Source organism: Brachybacterium tyrofermentans (assembly GCF_014897585.1).
Lineage (GTDB): Bacteria > Actinomycetota > Actinomycetes > Actinomycetales > Dermabacteraceae > Brachybacterium > Brachybacterium tyrofermentans.
In genome coordinates, this window is the sequence record NZ_JABUXW010000014.1 from 1 (window position 1) to 17,202 (window position 17,202).

Annotated in this window: 13 protein-coding genes; 9 read left to right on the forward strand and 4 right to left on the reverse strand. The window is 69.0% G+C overall.

Going from position 1 to position 17,202, the window contains the following annotated elements; translation table 11 throughout:
• Positions 1-85: 85 nt before the first annotated feature.
• On the reverse strand, positions 86-520 hold the full coding sequence (locus tag INT49_RS21140) for a hypothetical protein (RefSeq protein WP_226850355.1): 435 nt from the start codon (positions 518-520) through the stop codon (positions 86-88).
• Between the two features lie 371 nt (positions 521-891).
• Here INT49_RS21140 and INT49_RS11515 point away from each other — a divergent pair, with 371 nt between their 5' ends.
• The 4 genes from INT49_RS11515 to betC all read left to right on the forward strand — a co-directional run bounded on the left by INT49_RS11515 (position 892) and on the right by betC (position 8,195).
• Positions 892-1,032 (forward strand): hypothetical protein, encoded by a 141-nt coding sequence (locus tag INT49_RS11515; protein WP_193117889.1) that lies wholly within the window; start codon positions 892-894, stop codon positions 1,030-1,032.
• 303 nt (positions 1,033-1,335) lie between these two features.
• Positions 1,336-4,368: a LamG-like jellyroll fold domain-containing protein gene (locus INT49_RS11520; protein WP_193117890.1), complete on the forward strand. Its 3,033-nt coding sequence runs from the start codon at positions 1,336-1,338 to the stop codon at positions 4,366-4,368.
• Between the two features lie 327 nt (positions 4,369-4,695).
• Positions 4,696-6,606: a BCCT family transporter gene (locus INT49_RS11525; protein ID WP_226850357.1), complete on the forward strand. Its 1,911-nt coding sequence runs from the start codon at positions 4,696-4,698 to the stop codon at positions 6,604-6,606.
• A complete protein-coding gene (gene betC / locus INT49_RS11530) occupies positions 6,603-8,195 on the forward strand; it encodes a choline-sulfatase (protein ID WP_193117891.1) in 1,593 nt (530 codons plus the stop codon). Before INT49_RS11525 ends, betC begins: the two co-directional genes overlap by 4 nt.
• 81 nt (positions 8,196-8,276) lie before the next feature.
• Here the strand turns inward: betC and INT49_RS11535 are convergent, their stop codons facing one another.
• Positions 8,277-9,206, reverse strand: a complete 930-nt coding sequence (locus INT49_RS11535; RefSeq protein WP_193117892.1) for an SDR family NAD(P)-dependent oxidoreductase — start codon at positions 9,204-9,206, stop codon at positions 8,277-8,279.
• A 167-nt stretch (positions 9,207-9,373) separates the two neighbouring features.
• On the opposite strand from INT49_RS11535, the gene INT49_RS11540 reads away from it, so the two are divergent.
• Positions 9,374-9,697 (forward strand): hypothetical protein, encoded by a 324-nt coding sequence (locus INT49_RS11540; RefSeq protein ID WP_193117893.1) that lies wholly within the window; start codon positions 9,374-9,376, stop codon positions 9,695-9,697.
• A gap of 198 nt (positions 9,698-9,895) precedes the next feature.
• On the forward strand, positions 9,896-10,819 hold the full coding sequence (locus INT49_RS11545; RefSeq protein ID WP_193117894.1) for an NADP-dependent oxidoreductase: 924 nt from the start codon (positions 9,896-9,898) through the stop codon (positions 10,817-10,819).
• 15 nt (positions 10,820-10,834) lie between these two features.
• Here INT49_RS11545 and INT49_RS11550 read toward each other — a convergent pair whose 3' ends face one another.
• Positions 10,835-11,758, reverse strand: coding sequence for a hypothetical protein (locus INT49_RS11550; protein ID WP_193117895.1), 924 nt, complete (start codon positions 11,756-11,758; stop codon positions 10,835-10,837).
• 47 nt (positions 11,759-11,805) lie between these two features.
• Positions 11,806-12,291, reverse strand: a complete 486-nt coding sequence (locus INT49_RS11555; RefSeq protein WP_193117896.1) for a hypothetical protein — start codon at positions 12,289-12,291, stop codon at positions 11,806-11,808.
• A gap of 188 nt (positions 12,292-12,479) precedes the next feature.
• Here INT49_RS11555 and INT49_RS11560 point away from each other — a divergent pair, with 188 nt between their 5' ends.
• The 3 genes from INT49_RS11560 to INT49_RS11570 are packed head-to-tail and all read left to right on the forward strand — an operon-like array spanning position 12,480 to position 17,202.
• Positions 12,480-14,447: a DNA-binding protein gene (locus INT49_RS11560; protein ID WP_193117897.1), complete on the forward strand. Its 1,968-nt coding sequence runs from the start codon at positions 12,480-12,482 to the stop codon at positions 14,445-14,447.
• Positions 14,447-16,048: a type I restriction-modification system subunit M gene (locus INT49_RS11565; protein WP_193117898.1), complete on the forward strand. Its 1,602-nt coding sequence runs from the start codon at positions 14,447-14,449 to the stop codon at positions 16,046-16,048. The genes INT49_RS11560 and INT49_RS11565 overlap by 1 nt, the downstream gene beginning before the upstream one ends.
• Positions 16,045-17,202, forward strand: coding sequence for a restriction endonuclease subunit S (locus INT49_RS11570; RefSeq protein WP_193117899.1), 1,158 nt, complete (start codon positions 16,045-16,047; stop codon positions 17,200-17,202). Before INT49_RS11565 ends, INT49_RS11570 begins: the two co-directional genes overlap by 4 nt.

Genomic DNA, 17,202 nt, shown 5'->3' on the forward strand with positions numbered 1-17,202 from the left:
ACGACAGCATAAGAAATCAACCGAATCCGCTGTCCGAAATCACCGCAGCAGCTCAGTCTCACGGGCAGGGTTATCGCGGGCAGGGTCAGTGCCGGGTCCGGTTGCGGGGGTGCTGCTTCGCGGTGCGCTCGTTGCCGTGCTGGTAGTTCCCGGTCCAGCGGGCCATGGCCCCCTGCGGATCGCCCGCCGCCTCGTCGAGGAACTGCTCCGCACGCCTCCCGCGCAGCACGGCGGCCACCGTGCCGTGATGGGTGATCACCACGGCGCCGTCGCGACGCGTCGCGTACTCGAATCCCTGTGCCTGCCCCATGTTCACAGCGTGGCCGGGTCCCTGCCCAGGGTCAAAGGAATTCTCTGCGGCGGGGTCGGCACGGTCGGCACGGTCGGTGCGGGTGCGGGTGCGGGTGCGGGTGCGGGTGCGGGTGCGGGTGCTGGTGCTGGTGCTGGGGCGAGTGCGAGTGCGAGTGCGAGTGCCGGTGGCTGCGGCGATGGCGATGGCGGGCGCTGGGCTCCGGGCCACCGATTCCCCTGATTCGTGACGTGGGTGGGACGTTCTCGTGGAATGGATCGGCGCGTCGGTGCGGGGCGGGACGGAGCGTCGGCTGTTCGGCCGGGTGGTGCGCGACGGGTGACGGGCGAAGGATGGCTGTGGCTGTGGCTGTGGCTGTGGCTGTGGCTGTGGCTGTCGCTGTGGCGGTGGCGGTGGCGGTGGCGGTGACGGGTGGCCGGTGCCGGTGGCGGGTTCCGGGCCGCCGATTCCCCTGATTCGTGACGTGGGTGGGACGTTCTCGTGGAATGGATCGGCGCGTCGCTTCGGGGCGTTGACCGTTCGGCTGGGCGCTGGGCGCTGGGCGTTGGGCGCTGGGCGCTGGGTGCCGACGGCGGTGGCGCGTGACGGGCAAATGTGCCGATGCCGATGCCGATGCCGATGCCGATGCCGATGCCGATGCCGATGCCGATGCCGAGGGCGGTGGCGTGGTCGGTGGCGCGGGCGGTGGTGGGCGATGGGCCCCTGGCCGCCGATTCCCCTGATTCGTGACGTGGGTGGGACGTTCTCGTGGAGTGGATCGGCGCGTCGGTCGGGGGTGTCACCTCGGCGCCCTACGACGACCGCGCCAGGTTCGTCATGACGCACAGCCCAACAGGAGGCGGCTCACTGGCAACGGCGCGCTGACCTGCAGTGTTCGGCATTTCGTTGCGGTAGGCACACAGCAGTTCGGGGCCATCGAGTGGACATCTGCTGGACGTTCAGCGTTCGGCAGAACGGTACAGAAGTGACCGCCAGGCTCCCTAGCGTGCGGGCGTCCCCGACTCCTTCCTATCTCAGGAGCCCCTGTGCCCACCTCATGGCGCACCCTGTCTCTCACCCTAGCCGCCGCTGTGGCCGTCGGCATGACCCCCGTGGTCTCCGCGGCCGCTCCGGCACTCCCGTCGGCCCCCTTCGTCGCACCGGCCGAGCCCGGGACCGCCGGCGCTGCACCGGCCGAGCCCGGGACCGCCGGCGCGGCACCGCAGCGCGCGCCGCTGCCCGAACCGGCCGTCGAGGCACCCACCCCGGACGTGCTCGACGTCGACCTCGCCTCCGGTTCGACCGCGGACAGCGCGCAGGACCGCACCGTCACCGGATTCGGCGCCGCTCCCGAGATCGCCGCGGACACTGCTCTGGGACGGAAGGTCGCCGCCTTCGACGGCACCAATGCCCTGCGCTATGACTACGCCGACGGCTTCGACACCACCTCGAAGGCCCTCACCCTGGAGTGCACCGTCCGCTTCGACGGCGGCCTGAGCGACGGCGAGTCCGAGGGGACCGGGAACTTCTGCGGTGCCAAGGAGGCGGGCGGCTACTCGCTGACCGCGTACGGGTCCACGCTGAAGATGGTGGTCAACGTGGACGGCACCTACTACGGCACCGGGGTGGAGGTCCAGGAAGGGGTCTGGTACCACGCGACCGGTGTCTGGGACGGGAAGACCGTCGCCCTCTATCTCAACGGGGAGAAGGTCGCCGAGACCCCCACGAAGGGCAGCTCGATCACCCCGCCGAAGGAGAGCGCGCGTCAGTTCTTCCTCGGCGCGGATACCAACAGCAGCGGGAATCCTCAGTTCCACGGCACCACCTCCCTCGCCACAGCCGGCATCTACAGCCGGGCGCTGAACGCCGACGAGATCACCGCACGGTACGCGCAGACCTTCGCGGACCGCGCTGAGGGAGACGTCACGTTCGAGCTGGGCAGCCCGGTCCCGGACGCGCAGCTCACCGCCCCCACGGTCCTTGCCGGTGCGGTCGGGAACGAGGAGCTGCTGGCCGCTCCGCTCTCGTTCACGCTCGACGGGGAGAGCGTCGCCCTCGGTGACGAGATCGGCCAGGGCCTGCGCGAGGGTGAGCACACCATCGCCTATACGGGCACTGACGCCTTCGGCGGCGAGGTCTCCGGGTCGAGCACCTTCACCTCCGCCTCGATCCCCACGGCCGGCGGCGCCACCCAGGAGTACGCCGACGGCAGCGCCCAGCTGTCGGCCCGTGCCGAGCACCCGAGCGGCGGGGACCTGCACACCTCCTTCCTCGAGGGCGAGGTGACCACGGCGACGAACGTCGAGCAGGGCGTCATCGACCCCGCCGTCATCGCCGCCGACGGCACCGTCGCCGGGGACGTCGAGCTGCAGGACGCCGCCGCGGTCGAGGACGCACTGGACCCGGCCGACGACCAGCTCCTCGACGCACCGGTCAGCGAGCAGGTCCCCGCGCTGCGCACCGACATCCCGTTCACCACCGAGGGTCAGGACGTCCTGTGGCAGGGACAGGTCGACCCCTCCCGCGAGGTGCGCCTGCTGCTGCTGAACACCGAGACCGGCAGCTACGAGGTGGCCGACACCGCCCGCGGCGACGGCGAGGGCCAGGTCGAGCTGAGCGCGTCGGCCGCCGCGCACCACGACTCGGGCGGGACCATCAAGGCGCTCGTGCTGGGCACCGATCCCTTCGCCGATGACCTCGACGAGCCGATCCGCGACGGCTTCGAGGACCCGGACAGCTTCGACTTCTCCCTAATGCACATCACCGACACCCAGTACCTCTCCGAGGGTGCCGCGGGGCGTCCCTCGACGACGGAGCGGGAGGTCTGGGCCGAGGCGTACGAGGGCTCCTACCGGTGGGTCGCCGAGCACGGCGAGGAGCACAAGCTCGCCTACGTGGCCCATACCGGGGACGTCATCGAGAACTGGAACACGAACGCCGAGCACCGCGGTGTCGCGATCCGGGAGTTCGAGTTCGCCTCCGAGACGCAGGAGATCCTCGAGGACACCGGCATCCCGCACTCGGTGATCCCGGGCAACCACGACAACCGCGGCGGCAACGATGTGGGCCCCGACAGCCTCTACAACGACTACTTCGGGCCTGAACGGTACGAGGCGCTCGCGCAGACGGACTCCTGGAAGGAGGCCGGGGCGGAGTACCACCCGTGGAAGCCCGGCGACAACCAGAACAGCTACAACCTGTTCACCGCCGCGGGCCGCGACTTCATCGCCATCAACCTCGGCTACTCGGTCACGGAGGAGGAGACGGCCTGGGCGAGCGAGATCCTGGACCAGTACCCCACGCGCAACGCCATCATCCTCACCCACGCGTACAACAAGCCCAGCGACGCGGCCGACGGTCGCGGCGGCTCGTTCTCGAAGGATGGGCAGATCATCCGCGAGCAGCTCCTGGCCGAGCACCCCAACATCGCACTGGTGCTGTCCGGGCATGAGCACGGGGTGAGCATCAGCGTGCGCAAGGACGTCGGCACCCCCGGCAACAACGTGGTCGAGCTGCTCGCCGACTACCAGTTCTACGAGGTCAGCGCGGAGCAGATGGGGCTGGACGGGATGCGCGGCTATGACGCGGACACCGGCCTGCAGTTCGGGGCCTCCTTCTTCCGCCTGCTCCAGTTCGACCTGGACCGCGGCGAAGTCGCGGTGGACACCTACTCGGCGCAGCTCGACGAGTTCGGCGCCACCGAGTACGACACCAAGGGCCGCTACGACGGGCACGAGGACGACTTCCGCCTGCCCGTGCAGTTCGAGGGCCGCACCACGACCTTCCGGACCGACACCGTGATGGGTCTGACCCCGAGCGACCGGCTGATCGGCGAGGCCACGCACGCCTCCGGAGAGCCGGCGACGGCCGCCTGGGACGGACTCGACGAGGGCGCCCCGTACGGCTGGTACGCCATCACCCAGGACGCCTCGCGGGCGATCGATCCGAAGGAGCTGCGCACGGCAGCCCTCGCCGCCGGAGCCGGGACGGGGCCCGACGGGACAGCGGCCGACGGGACGGACGGGATCGTCCAGTCCAGCGTCTTCACCGCCACGGAAACGGGTGGCGCGACCCCCTGAGAGGATCACCGCGCCAGCAGGGCGCCCGGCCGGGTTCAGGCCGGGCGCCCTGCTGCGTCCGAGCTTCCGTCGGGCCGTGTCCAGCAGGCCCACGGCTAGAGTGGGTGGTCGGGTAGGGCCGACTGTCCCTCCTGATCAGTCCTCGTCGGGTGCGTTCGATCGTGCCGGCCCGCTGAACGAGCCGTCGGCCGCCCGGATCCCTGACCCCAGCCTGAACGGAGTTCCATCGTGAAGACCGAGGACGAGCCGCCCACTCCCGGAGAACGACCCTCTCCCGGAGAACGACCCGCTCCCGGGACGCGGCCGGGCCGGCGCGGCGGCGAGCTCTTGCGAAGCATCGACTACGCGCGACCGAAGTACCCCCATGACATCCATCCGGCTCTCGTGCCGGGCATCGCCATCGACGACCAGCGTCGCCGCTACAGCGTGGACAAGCTCGTCTTCGGTGTCGCCGGGGTCCTCACGGTGGCCTTCGTGATCTGGGGGATCGTCGATCCCGCGGGCGTGGGCGAGGTCGCGGACATCGCCTACGGCTGGACCATGGCTCATCTCGGGTGGCTGTTCAACGCGGTCGCCACGGTGGTGCTGGTCGCCCTGCTGATCCTGGCCTTCTCCCGGTACGGGAAGATCCCGCTGGGCAAGGACGGGGAGAAGCCGGAGTTCTCCACCTTCTCCTGGGTCGCGATGCTGTTCGCCGCCGGCCTCGGTATCGGTGTGATGTTCTGGGGGCCCTCCGAGCCGCTGACGTACTTCATCACCCCGCCGCCGCTCACGAACGAGCCCGAATCCGTCGAAGCCCTGCACCAGGCGCTCGCGCAGACGTATTACCACTGGGGCTTCCATGCCTGGGCGATGTACGCCCTGGTGGGCGGCGCCGTCGCCTACGCCGCCTATCGGCGCGGGCGCTCCCTGCTGATGTCCTCGATCTTCGAGCGACTGTTCGGCAAGCGGCTCACCGAGGGCTGGGCCGGCCAGCTGGTGGACATCTTCGCGATCATCGCGACCCTGTTCGGTACCGCCGCCGCACTCGGGATCGCCGTGCTGCAGATCGGCCAGGGCGTGGTGATCGTCTCCGGTGCCTCGGAGCTGACCAACACCGCGATGATCCTCATCATCGCCGTCCTCTCGGTCGGCTTCGTGATCTCGGCCGTCTCCGGCGTCTCGCGCGGCATCCGCTACCTCTCGAACATCAACATCGTGCTCACGATCGGCTTCGCCGGGATGCTGTTCATCCTCGGCCCGACGCTGTTCCTGCTGAACCTGCTGCCCTCGGGCGTCATGCAGTACATCGGATCCCTCTTCGAGATGATGGCGCGTTCGGCCTCCTGGGGCTCGGACACCCTGGAGTTCCAGTCCGCCTGGACCGTCTACTACTGGGCCTGGTGGATCTCCTGGTCGCCCTTCGTGGGCATCTTCATCGCCCGCATCTCCCGGGGTCGCACGATCCGCCAGTTCCTGCTCGGCGTCATCCTCATCCCCTCCTCGCTGCTGTTCGTGGCCTACGGGATCATGGGTGGCACCGCAATCTCCATGTATCGCGACGGGAAGCTGGGCGAGATGGACTCGGTGAAACCGGCGGAGGTGCTGTTCTCGATGGTGGCGAACCTGCCCTTCTCCGGGTTCCTTCCGATCCTGATCATGGCGATCCTGGCGATCTTCTTCGTCACCGCAGCGGATTCCGCCTCCGTGGTGATGGGCATCCTCACCACGCGGGGAAGTCAGAACCCGCCCAAGCTGATCGTCGTGTTCTGGGGCATCGTGATGGGCGGGATCGCCGTGGTCATGCTGCTGCTGGGCGGCGACACCGCCCTGGAGGGGCTGCAGTCGCTGGTGATCATCACGGCTGTGCCCTTCGCCCTGGTCATGCTGCTGATCATCGTGGCCTGGGTCCGTGAGCTGCGCAGTGATCCGCACACCCTGCGCCAGGAGTATGCCGAGGCCGCCGTGAGCAACGCCGTCGTGGACGGCGTGGACCGGTACGACGACGACTTCCGGCTGGAGGTCGTCAAGGCCGAGCCGGGCGAGGGCGCCGGCGCCGGGGTCGACTCCACGCACGCCGACTACACCGACTGGTATCAGCGCACCGACGAGGACGGCGAACCCGTGGGCTTCGACTTCGCGACCGGCGAATGGGCCGACGGCTGGGAGCCGGAGACCGACGACACCACCGCGGACGACACCGACGACACCGACCGCACCGGCCCCGACGGGGCCGAGCAGAACGGAGCACGGTCATGAGACCCAACATCGTGATCATCCAAGCCGACCAGATGGCGGCGCAGGCGCTCGGCGCCTACGGGGACGACGCCGCCCGCACCCCCCATATGGACGCCCTGGCCGCGGACGGCGCAGTGTTCGACCGGGCCTACTGCACCACCCCGCTGTGCGCTCCCTCGCGGGCGTCGATGATGACCGGGCGCATGCCCTCGGACCTCGGCTGCTACGACAACGGCGACGACTTCGCCGCCTCGACCCCGACGTTCGCCCACCACCTGCGCGCCGCCGGGTATCACACGGCACTGGTGGGCCGGATGCACTTCATCGGTCCCGACCAGCACCACGGCTTCGAGCAGCGCCTGACCACCGACGTCTACCCGGCGGATCTGGACATGGTCCCGGATTGGCAGCGGGACCCGGCCGACCGCCTGCAGTGGTACCACGACGCCGACACCGTCCACACGGCCGGGGTCTCCCAGGCAACGGTCCAGCAGGACTTCGATGACGAGGTGGGCTTCCGGACCCTGCGCCACCTCAACGACCGGGTGCGGGCGAACCGCGCCGCCGGCGAGGACATCCCCTTCCTCATGGTCACCAGCTTCATCCACCCCCATGACCCGTACGAGCCGCCGCGCGAGCACTGGGACCGCTTCGCAGAGGGCGACATCCCCGCCCCGAAGCACCCGGAGGTGCCCGACGCCGCTCAGGATCCCCACACCCACCGTCTGCGGGCGATGAGCGGCTTCGACCAGCGCGAGACCACGTCGGAGGAGGTGGCCCGCGCCCGCCGCTCCTACTACGCGGCCGTCAGCTACATCGACGACCATGTGGGGCGGATCCGGGAACGGTTGGAGTCCCTCGGGCTGCTGGAGAACACGGTCATCGTGGTCACCAGCGACCATGGCGACATGCTGGGGGAGAAGGGCCTGTGGTACAAGATGTCCCCCTACGAGGAGTCCGCGCGCGTGCCGCTGATCCTCCACGGGCCGGAGCATCTGGTCGACCGTGGGCGCTATGCGAACCCGGTCTCCCTGCTGGACCTGATGCCGACCCTGCTCGAGCTGGCAGGCGCCCCGGAGGAGGCCCCCGCGCCAGTGGCCGAGGGCGCCTCGACAGGCGTCAGCGCCGCCGAGACCCGGCGCGGGCTCTCCCTGCTGGAATCCGCCCGCCGGGAGGCGAGCGGCGCGGCCGGCCCCGATGACCGCGACATCCTGATCGAGTACCTCGCCGAGGGCACGCTGCGCCCCCAGGTGACCCTGGTGCGCGGGCAGTACAAGTACGTGATCTGCCCCGGTGACCCCGAGCAGCTGTTCGACCTGGTCGCCGATCCCCACGAGCTGCGCAATGTCGCCGCCGATCCCGAGCACGCCGACCTCGTCGGCAGCCTGCGCGAGGAGCTCATGGCGCAGTACGGCCTGGAGACCCTCGAGGAGGACATCCTGGCGAGCCAGGCCCGTCGTCGCCTCGTCGCCATGGCGCTCCAGCAGGGCCGGGTGCGCCACTGGGACTACGAGCCCGACCCCGAGCAGCGCTATGTGCGCGGGGACTTCTGGTCGGCTCTGGCCTTCGGGCAGATCCGGGACGCGGAGCCGGTCGCGACGGAGCAGTGAGGATCGACGGAGCAGTGAGGATCGTGGAGGCCGGAGCTCGTCGCCGCAGCGATCGATCCGACGCGGTCAGCTCGTGCGCGGTCAGCTCCGACGCAGAGGACCCAGCCGGGCCTTGAGCGCCCAGAAGAGCATCCTCGACGTGGCGACCGGGCCGTAGCGGACCCCGTCGGCGTAGGGCTTGTCGGAGCGCAGCGTGGCGTCGGCTCCTCCATCGACGAAGACGATCTGCCCGGCCATGAAGGAGTTCTCCTCGCTGATCATCCAGGAGATGGCGTCGGCGATCGCCTGGACGGGACCCGGGAAGCCGAGCGGCTGGGGGAGCGCGGTGCTGAGCACCCGGTCCCGAGCGGAGTCCTGTACGGAGCTCTGCGCAGAACTCCGTGCAGGATCCGGCGGGGAGTCGGTGCTCAGCGTCGTCCCCGCCGAGTCGGTCTCGACGATCCCGGGAGCGATGACGTTCAGGACCACGCCGGTCCCCGCCCAGTCCTCACCGGCCGCGGACTGGCGGACCCAGCGGTTCAGGGCGATCTTCGAGGACCGGTACAGCACGCCGCCGCGTCCGGTCGCGATGAGCCGCTCCGCCGCGGCGATCGCTGACTCCTCCTCGCCGCGCAGGCAGGCGCCGATCACGTCGTCGTCGCCGGCGGACAGCGAGGCCGCCGAGGAGACCACCACGACGCGTGGAGACGGCTTCTTCCGCAGAGACGCTCGCAGGCCCGCCAGCACGGCGAGGGTGCCGAAGTAGTTGACGCGGACCGTCTCCGTCGTCGAGGTGCCGACCCCGGCGACCAGCGCCAGACCGTCGATGCCTCCCGGCGCGAGCCGGCTGACCTCGGCGACCAGCAGATCCCGGCCCTCGTCGTCCCCGAGGTCCGCGCGGACATCGACGTCCGGGCCGAGGCCGCAGCGGATCACCCGCGCCCCGCGCTGTCGCAGGGTGCTCGCGGTGAGGGCACCGATGCCGCTGTCGGCACCGGTGACGACGTAGGTCCGGCCCTCGTGGGGGGTCATGTCGGCTCCTGGTCCGGAGGTGCGCCCGCGGGATCGCACGGCGCCCTGCCTCTCAGGCTACGCGCGAACCCGATGGCCGGCACCTGATCCGGCGGGGCAGATCCCCTGCGCACCGGACGACGAAGGTCGGTGGTCCGACACGCCGCCCGTGGATAGCCTCGGGGCGCATGATGAACCGACGAGAACATGCGGCGACCATCGCGGCGGGCATGCTGTGCGCCAACAGCCTCCCGCACCTGGCCACGGCGGTGACCGGTCACCGCCACCTCACACCCGTCGGCGGGGCGCAGTCCGCACCGTGGACCAACGCGGCCTGGGGCACGGCCAATCTGCTCGCAGGCCTCGCCCTGGCGCGACGGGCCGCCGGGGGCGAGGGACGCTGGGACTCCCGCTTGGTCACGTTCGACCTGGGCGCCGCCGTGTTCGCCACCTGGATGGTGAGCAGCGAGGCCGCGATGCGGGTGAACTGGCGCGGGAAGGACGACCGCTGAGCGCGGCGTCGTCCCTCCGCTGAACGGGATGCCGCCGTCGTCGGGGACGGAGACCCGGCCCAGGTGGAGCGAGGCGGCACCGAAGCCCGTTCTCGCGCACCGAGAACAGCAGGGGAGACCGGCCCGCGAGGACCAGCGCGTGAGAACCCGCATGCACGCTGAGGGAATGTCCGTGCAGGGCGAGGAGTTGTCCTGGATATGCGAGCACTCACCTACACCGAATACGGCGACCCCAGCGTCCTCGACGTGACCGATGCACCCATGCCCAAGGCCGCCCCCGGCTCCGTCGTGATCCGGGTGGAGCGGGCCTCCGTGAATCCCGTGGACTGGAAGGTGATGTCCGGCGGGCTCGACGGGCTCATCGAGACCATCTTCCCCGTGATCCCCGGCTGGGACGTGGCCGGTGTCGTCGAGGCGGTGGGCCCCGATACCCCGGAGTTCTCCCCCGGTGACCGTGTCGCCTCCTACGGCCGCACCGACATCATCCACGGCGGCACCTACGCCGAGTTCGTGGCGCTGCCCGCCACCTCGGTCGCGGCCATCCCCGAGGGCGTCGGGTTCGACGTCTCCGCGGGCCTCCCACTGACCGGCCTGACCGCGCTGCGCAGCCTCGAGACCCTGGAGCTGACCGCAGACGACACGCTGCTGATCCATGCAGCGTCTGGCGGGGTCGGCTACCTCGCCGCGCAGCTGGCGCGCGAGATCGGCGCGACCGTGATCGGCACCGCCTCCGCCCAGAACCACGAGAAGCTGACAGCCCTCGGCGTCACTCCGGTGGCCTACGGAGAGGGCCTGGTCGAGCGGGTCCGCGAGGTCGCGCCCGACGGCGTGAGCGCTGTCGCGGACTTCGTGGGCGGGGTCCGGGAGGACACGCTCGCCCTGCTCGCCGACGGTGGCCGGCACGTCTCGATCGCCGATCCCTCGGTCGAGGAGGTCGGCGGGCACTGGGTGTGGGTGCGTCCCGACGGCGCGCGGCTGAGCAGCCTGCTGGAGAAGGTCGCCGCCGGTGCGCTGCGGGTCGAGATCGACCGCACCTTCGCCCTCGCCGAGGCCGGTCAGGCCTTCGAGGTCAGCATGGCCGGCGCCGCGAACGGGAAGCTCCTCATCGACGTCACCCGCTGAGGCGAGCACACTCGCTCACTCCATGCTGATCGTCCAGGGGCCGTCGGCGTCGACCTGGAGCACGAGCGAGCCGTCGGGAAGCAACGTGGTGCCGTCGTAGCGGCCGATCTCGTTGACGATCAGATCCGGGCGACTCTCGCCCCACGCCCAGATCGCGAAATTGCTCTCGCCGGCATGGGTCAGGGTCACGGGGGTGAGCCCGTCGGCGACGCCGTCGACGATGACCAGCGAGTCTCCGGTGGCCTCGTAGGTGTCGCTCCCGTCCCAGCGCGGTGCCTCGCTGAGGTGGTGGAAGGTGATGGTCCAGTCGCCGTCCGCCTCGACGCGGAGGGCGGAGGGCTCTTCACCGAAGTTGACCGCGACCTGCCCGGAGTAGCTGCCGATCTCGTTGACCAGCAGATCGATGTCCTGTCCGTTGCCGTCCACGGACCACAGGGCGACGTTCCCGGTGCCGTCGTGGGTGACCTCGGCGTAGAACACCGCATCGCCCAGAGGCTCGAGAATCACCACCTCGGAGCCGCTGCCGGTGAACGACGGTGCGTCGATCTGCTCGGGCTCGGGCTCGGGCTCGGGAGCCGGCTCCGGCACGGCGTCGACGGTGCTCTCGCTCCCATGATCGTCAGCAGTGGTGTCCGAGACGTCCGCCCCCTCGTCCGCAGCAGCTGCCGCTGCTGCGTCCTCTTCGGTTTCCGAACTCTCGGTCGCTGACGACTCGGCGGTCACCGTGGGTTCGTCGTCCGCCGGCGCTGCCGGGGCCATCCCGCAACCGCTCATGAGCACCGCCGTGGCGAGCAGCGGAGCGAGGGAGAGCCTGCGGACCAGTGTCGTGTGGCGGCGGTTCGCCTGTTCCGGACCAGGCAGAGCGTCGCCGTGCGGTTCCGGGACGGGGCGGGATGCGCGTGCCGAGGGCGGTGCGCCGTGACAAGAGGTGATGGCCATGATGGCTCCTTCGTAAAGGGGTGGAGTGGAACAGGAGGTTGGTCGGCTCAGCGCCGGGGGCTGATGACCCAGAGGACGACGAGCGCGACGAGCGCGGCAGCTCCGAGCACGGACAGCGGGATCAGGGAGAGACGTTCGAGAAGCGAATCCACGGCTCCTGCCCCGGAGGCGGCAACGATCCCGGTCAGTGCGACGGCTGCACCACCGGCCAGGGACGCCTGGTCCAGGAGTCCGAGGGTCACGGCGACAGCCAGGGGGACGAGCAACGCCGCGAGCCAGAAGACGAGGGAACCGACCTGGTTCTCCGGCCCGATGGCACGGCAGAAGCGCAGCTCGACGAGGAGGAGCCCGATTCCGCCGGCGATCGTGACGACCAGGTGGGGCACAGTGAAGTTCCAGCGCCCCACCAGGGCCGGTGCCACGGTGATAGCGGCCGCGAGAACGAGGAGCACGGAGAATCCGACCGTGCCCCACGTTCCGAGGGGGACAACTGTTTCGGGCGGGGTGCCGAGGTCCTTCAGCAGGTCGTTCATGGTGGATCTCCGATCGGGTGGCGTACCGAGCGCTGCGGTACGGGGAGCTTTCGGCGGTCGTCACAGCATGCGGACGGCGCCCGACATTCGATATCGCGTCGAGCGGTAACATCCCTTATCAATGGATCGCGCGCAAGGGTGCCGACGATTCATTAGTGTGTGTCTGTCCCACTTGGAGGAGGTGCACAGTGCCCACGTTGACGATGCAGGCGATTGCGGACCTCGCTCAGGTGCAGCGCGAAGTCGTGAGCATGTGGCGCTCCCGCTACGCCGACTCCTCGCATCCGTTCCCGCAACCCGTCGAGGCCGACGGCCGCCTCTTCGAGGCCGGCCTCGTCGCCGACTGGCTCCGCGTCACCGGGCGCGGGAACAACCCCGACGCCCCGCTCGAAGCGGTTCTGCACTCCTCGCTGTTCGACAGCCTGCTCAAGGACCTCGATGCCGCCTCGACACTCCTGCTGCTCCACGACCAGCTCGGGGGACCGCTCGCTGATCTGCGTCCTCACGAGGTGCTGGACGGTGCGCGTCACGGCGGCCTGGACCGACTCCTTGACCTCGAGGCGCTGCCAGACCTGCTGGCGAAGCGCGAACTCCTCGAGTCCGTCGACGAGCTCGCCGAGGCCGCGTTCTCCGGTCGCCACGTGCTCGAGAGGCTGGTGGGGACTTTCACCGCTCCCCGGGGTGCCTGGGCGGGTGAGGCCCTCACCGGCCCGGGCGCTGGTCTCGTGGCAGACGTGACCCTGGCGATGCACGAACAGTTCAACCATCGGCTCGATCCGCATGGGCGCGGAGGGCAGCTGCTGAGCGCGCTCGTCGCCGCAGCAGCTGGCGAAGACCGCGGACTTCTCGTCGGCATCGACGGCGCGATGACCGAGGAACCCACCGGGCGAGCGCTGCTGCGTCTGCTGGCCACCCAGCTCGGGCCGGACAGCATCGTGGACCCTGCCTCCGCCGACGGGACGGTCCAGGACCGCCTCACGCTGGTCATGCGTCAGGAGATCGAGGATGCCCACACCTTCTTCGAGGAGATCGACTCCCTCCTGCTCGAGCGCGGCCCGCGAGACGTGCTCGCCCTCATCGGCCCGGCCGAGCTCCTCGTCGAGCCCCTCAAGGACGATGCCCTCCGCGTGGCACGTGAGCGCCTGCTGATGCCCACGGCGGGCCATCCCGCAGACCTGCGATATGTCGCGCGCCTGCCTCGGGGCCTGAGCCGTCATGGCGGGCGCCGCCGACTCGCCCTGTGGGTGGTCGGCACGGCGGTGACCCACGCCGACCGAACCTGGACCGTCTACGGCGAGCACGCCGACACCGCGCTCGACCGGGCCTCCCGCGCTGCGATCGCCGCAGACGTCGTGGCCGCCCTCGCCGGCGGTGTTGCGCTGACCTCCCATGCCTTCCTGCGCAGCAGCCGCCTCGCCACGGATGCCCTGGTGCGCCGGCGATCCCTGGTCCTCGCACCCCAGGAGGCGCTCGAGCGCAGTGGAGGCGAGAGCCTCGCCCGCATCTGGGAGCTGGACGACGGGCTCGTGCGCGATGCGGTGCATCTGGAAGCCGTGGAGGCCGGCGGCACCGATCCCACGATCTCCTGGCAGACAGTGACCACGGCCTTCGCCGCCGAGGTGCGCGGCACCAGGCTTCCCGAGGAAGCGATCGCCGGCCCCGAACCGGGAAGCGCGATCGTGATCGGGCCCGACGAGGTGCGGGATCCCGCGCTCCGCGGACGCCGGGCCATCGATCGCCTCGTCCTGGAGCAAGCCGCCTCGCGCAGCACGTTCACGCAGCCAGGCGACGTGGTCTTCACCGCCGAAGGCGGGGTCGCCGCATTCGTCGATGTGGAGGGCGGCCACGTGCTGCAGTCACCTGTGCGAGCCCTGCGCTGCAGTGCCGACGGCAGGCAGGGGCGCATCCTCCACCCGTCCGTCGTCGCCGCAGATATCTCCCGCCAGGAGGGACGCGACCGGCGCACCTGGCGCCTCCGAACCATCCCGGACGATTCGGTGCCCGCGATCGAGCAGACCACTGCACGGATTGAGGACCGCCGGGCCCACCTGATCTCCCAACTCGCCACCCTCGACGCCCTCGAGGATGAACTCACCCGGGCCCTCGCGACGGGCACCCTCGTCGCAGCTCCCATACCCCCTCTGAAGGAGAACTGATGACCCCGAAGTCAGCGACCTTGGCGCCCTCGACGCCCAAGGAGCTCAAGGACACCCTGTGGAAAGCTGCGGACAAGCTCCGCGGCTCCATGGACGCCAGCCAGTACAAGGACGTGGTGCTCGGCCTCGTCTTCCTCAAGTACGTCTCCGACGCCTTCGAGGAGCGCCGCGAGGCGATCCGTGCCGAGCTCGCCGGCGAGAACGAGGACTACATCGGCGAGACCCTCGAAGAGGTCGACGAGTACACCGGTTCCGGTGTGTTCTGGGTGGCGCCGACGGCCCGCTGGGAGTACATCTCGTCGCACGCCAAGGGCACCCAGGTCAGCGCCACCGCGGATCGCCAGACCGTCGGCGACCTGATCGACGCCGCCATGACGCATCTCGGCACGGACAACCCTTCGCTCGAGGGCACGCTGCCGCGGATCTACGGCCGCGACAACGTGGACCAGCGCCGCCTCGGCGAGCTGGTGGATCTGCTGAACTCCGCTCGCTTCACCGGCGAGGGAGCCTCCAAGGCCCGCGACCTGCTCGGCGAGGTCTACGAGTACTTCCTGGACAAGTTCGCCAAGGCCGAGGGTAAGCGCGGCGGCGAGTTCTACACCCCGCCGGTGCTGGTGCGCACCCTGGTGGAGATCCTGGAGCCGAAGAAGGGCCGTGTCTACGACCCGTGCTGCGGCAGTGGCGGCATGTTCGTCCAGGCCGAGAAGTTCCTCGCCTCCCACGACGAGGATCCGACGAACATCGCCGTGTACGGCCAGGAGCTCAACGAGCGCACCTGGCGGATGGCGAAGATGAACCTCGCCATCCACGGCTTGGACTCCCAGGGCCTCGGCGCCCGCTGGGGTGACACCTTCGCCCGCGACATCCACCCGAACCTGGTGGCCGACTATGTGATGGCGAACCCTCCGTTCAACATCAAGGACTGGTCTCGGCACGAGGACGATGCCCGCTGGACCTACGGCGTACCTCCGGTGCGCAATGCGAACTACGCGTGGATGCAGCACATCCTCTCCAAGCTCTCCGCACAGGGCGAGGCCGCCGTGGTGATGGCCAACGGGACCATGGCCTCGAACACCGGGGGAGAGGGCGAGATCCGCAAGAACATGCTGAAGGCCGGCGTGGTCTCCGCGGTGGTGGCGATGCCGCCGAACCTGTTCCGCTCGGTCGCGATCCCGGTGTGCGTGTGGTTCTTCGCGAACGACAAGACCGCCGGCTCGAAGGGGTCGATCGACCGCAGTCGCGAGGTGCTGTTCATCGATGCCCGCGAGACGGGGTACATGATCGACCGCGTGGAACGTACCTTCTCTGACGAGGACATCCACACCATCGCCAACACCTTCCGCACCTGGCGCGGCCGCGACTCCGCCGAGGGCGAGTACGAGGACGTCCCCGGCTTCTGCAAAAGCGCCACGATCGATGAGATCGAGCAGGCCGGCTGGGCTGTGACTCCGGGCCGCTTCGTGGGTGCGCCCGAAGCGGAAGAAGATGATGAGCCCATCGACCAGAAGATCGAGCGGCTCACCAAGGAGCTCACCGCGGCAATGGATGAGTCCGCGCGGCTCGATTCCGTAGTGCGGGAGCAGCTGGGGAGGATGGCATGAACTGGCCAATCAAGCGTGTAAAGAATGTTGCTGAACTCGCAATCGGGCCGTTCGGGTCGGCGCTCAAGGCGGACACTTACGTGTCCGAGGGACTTCCCGTCGTCGCGGGGGGAAACTTGGGTGGTGGGCGGTGGCCCAATGTGAATGAGGCTCCTCGAGTCTCGTCTGAAACTGCATCTCGACTATTGCGTAGTGTCGCAATGCCTGGAGATCTCATTTTTCCTCACCGAGGTTCCATTGGGCGGGTCGGAATTGCCGACCGTGACCTGATGTTATCAACGAGTATGATGAGAGCAAGGTTTGATCCCAAGATCGTAGATTCGGAGTTTGCTTATTGGTTCTTCTTGGCGCAGGGCTCCCGGGAGTTGCTTACAATGGCTTCTTCTGTTGGGACTCCGGGCATTGGTCAACCGCTTGCCTCGCTAGGGTCAGTGGGGATCAAGCTCCCGCCAATGAGTGTACAGAAGGCGCTTGCGGCGGTGCTCGGAGCCCTCGAAGACAAGGTCGACGCGAATCGGTGCATTGCAAATGCTGTAGACGATCTAATTCGAGCCCAGGTAGCGCCACGTCTCGCAGAGTCCAGTCAACTCTGGGACGCTTTGAAGATTGTTTTTGGCGAAGCATTCAAGGGGGATTCTTTCAGTGTCCCTGGAATTGGTCGGGCCTTAGTAAGGATTCGTGATCTAAAGTCACAGAAGTGCCAGGTGTGGACTACGGAGAGGCGTCCAAAGGAATTTGAGGTTCGACCGGGCGCCCTCCTTGTAGGGATGGATGCTGAGTTCCGAGCTACTCGATGGTCTGGCCCGATCGGTGTTCTCAACCAGAGAGTGCTCGCAGCGTCCAGCGTTAAATATGGACCAGCCATCTCGCGCGAAATGCTCGTCGCGCCACTTCGTCGGGTCGAGCGAAGCAAATCGGGGACGACGGTTATTCATCTGAACAAGAGTGACCTTCTCGCGGAAAGCGTGCTGGCCCCAGTTGATTCGGACGTTCCTGCGTTGAGAGCGCTGGTCGATCCGATGTGGGATCGTGCTGTGGCGGCCGAACAGGAGTCAGTTCGCGTCGCCGCCACCCGCGACGAGCTCCTCCCACTACTCATGGCGGGCAAGATCACCGTCAAAGACGCCGAGAAGACCGTCGAGGAGGTCGTCTGA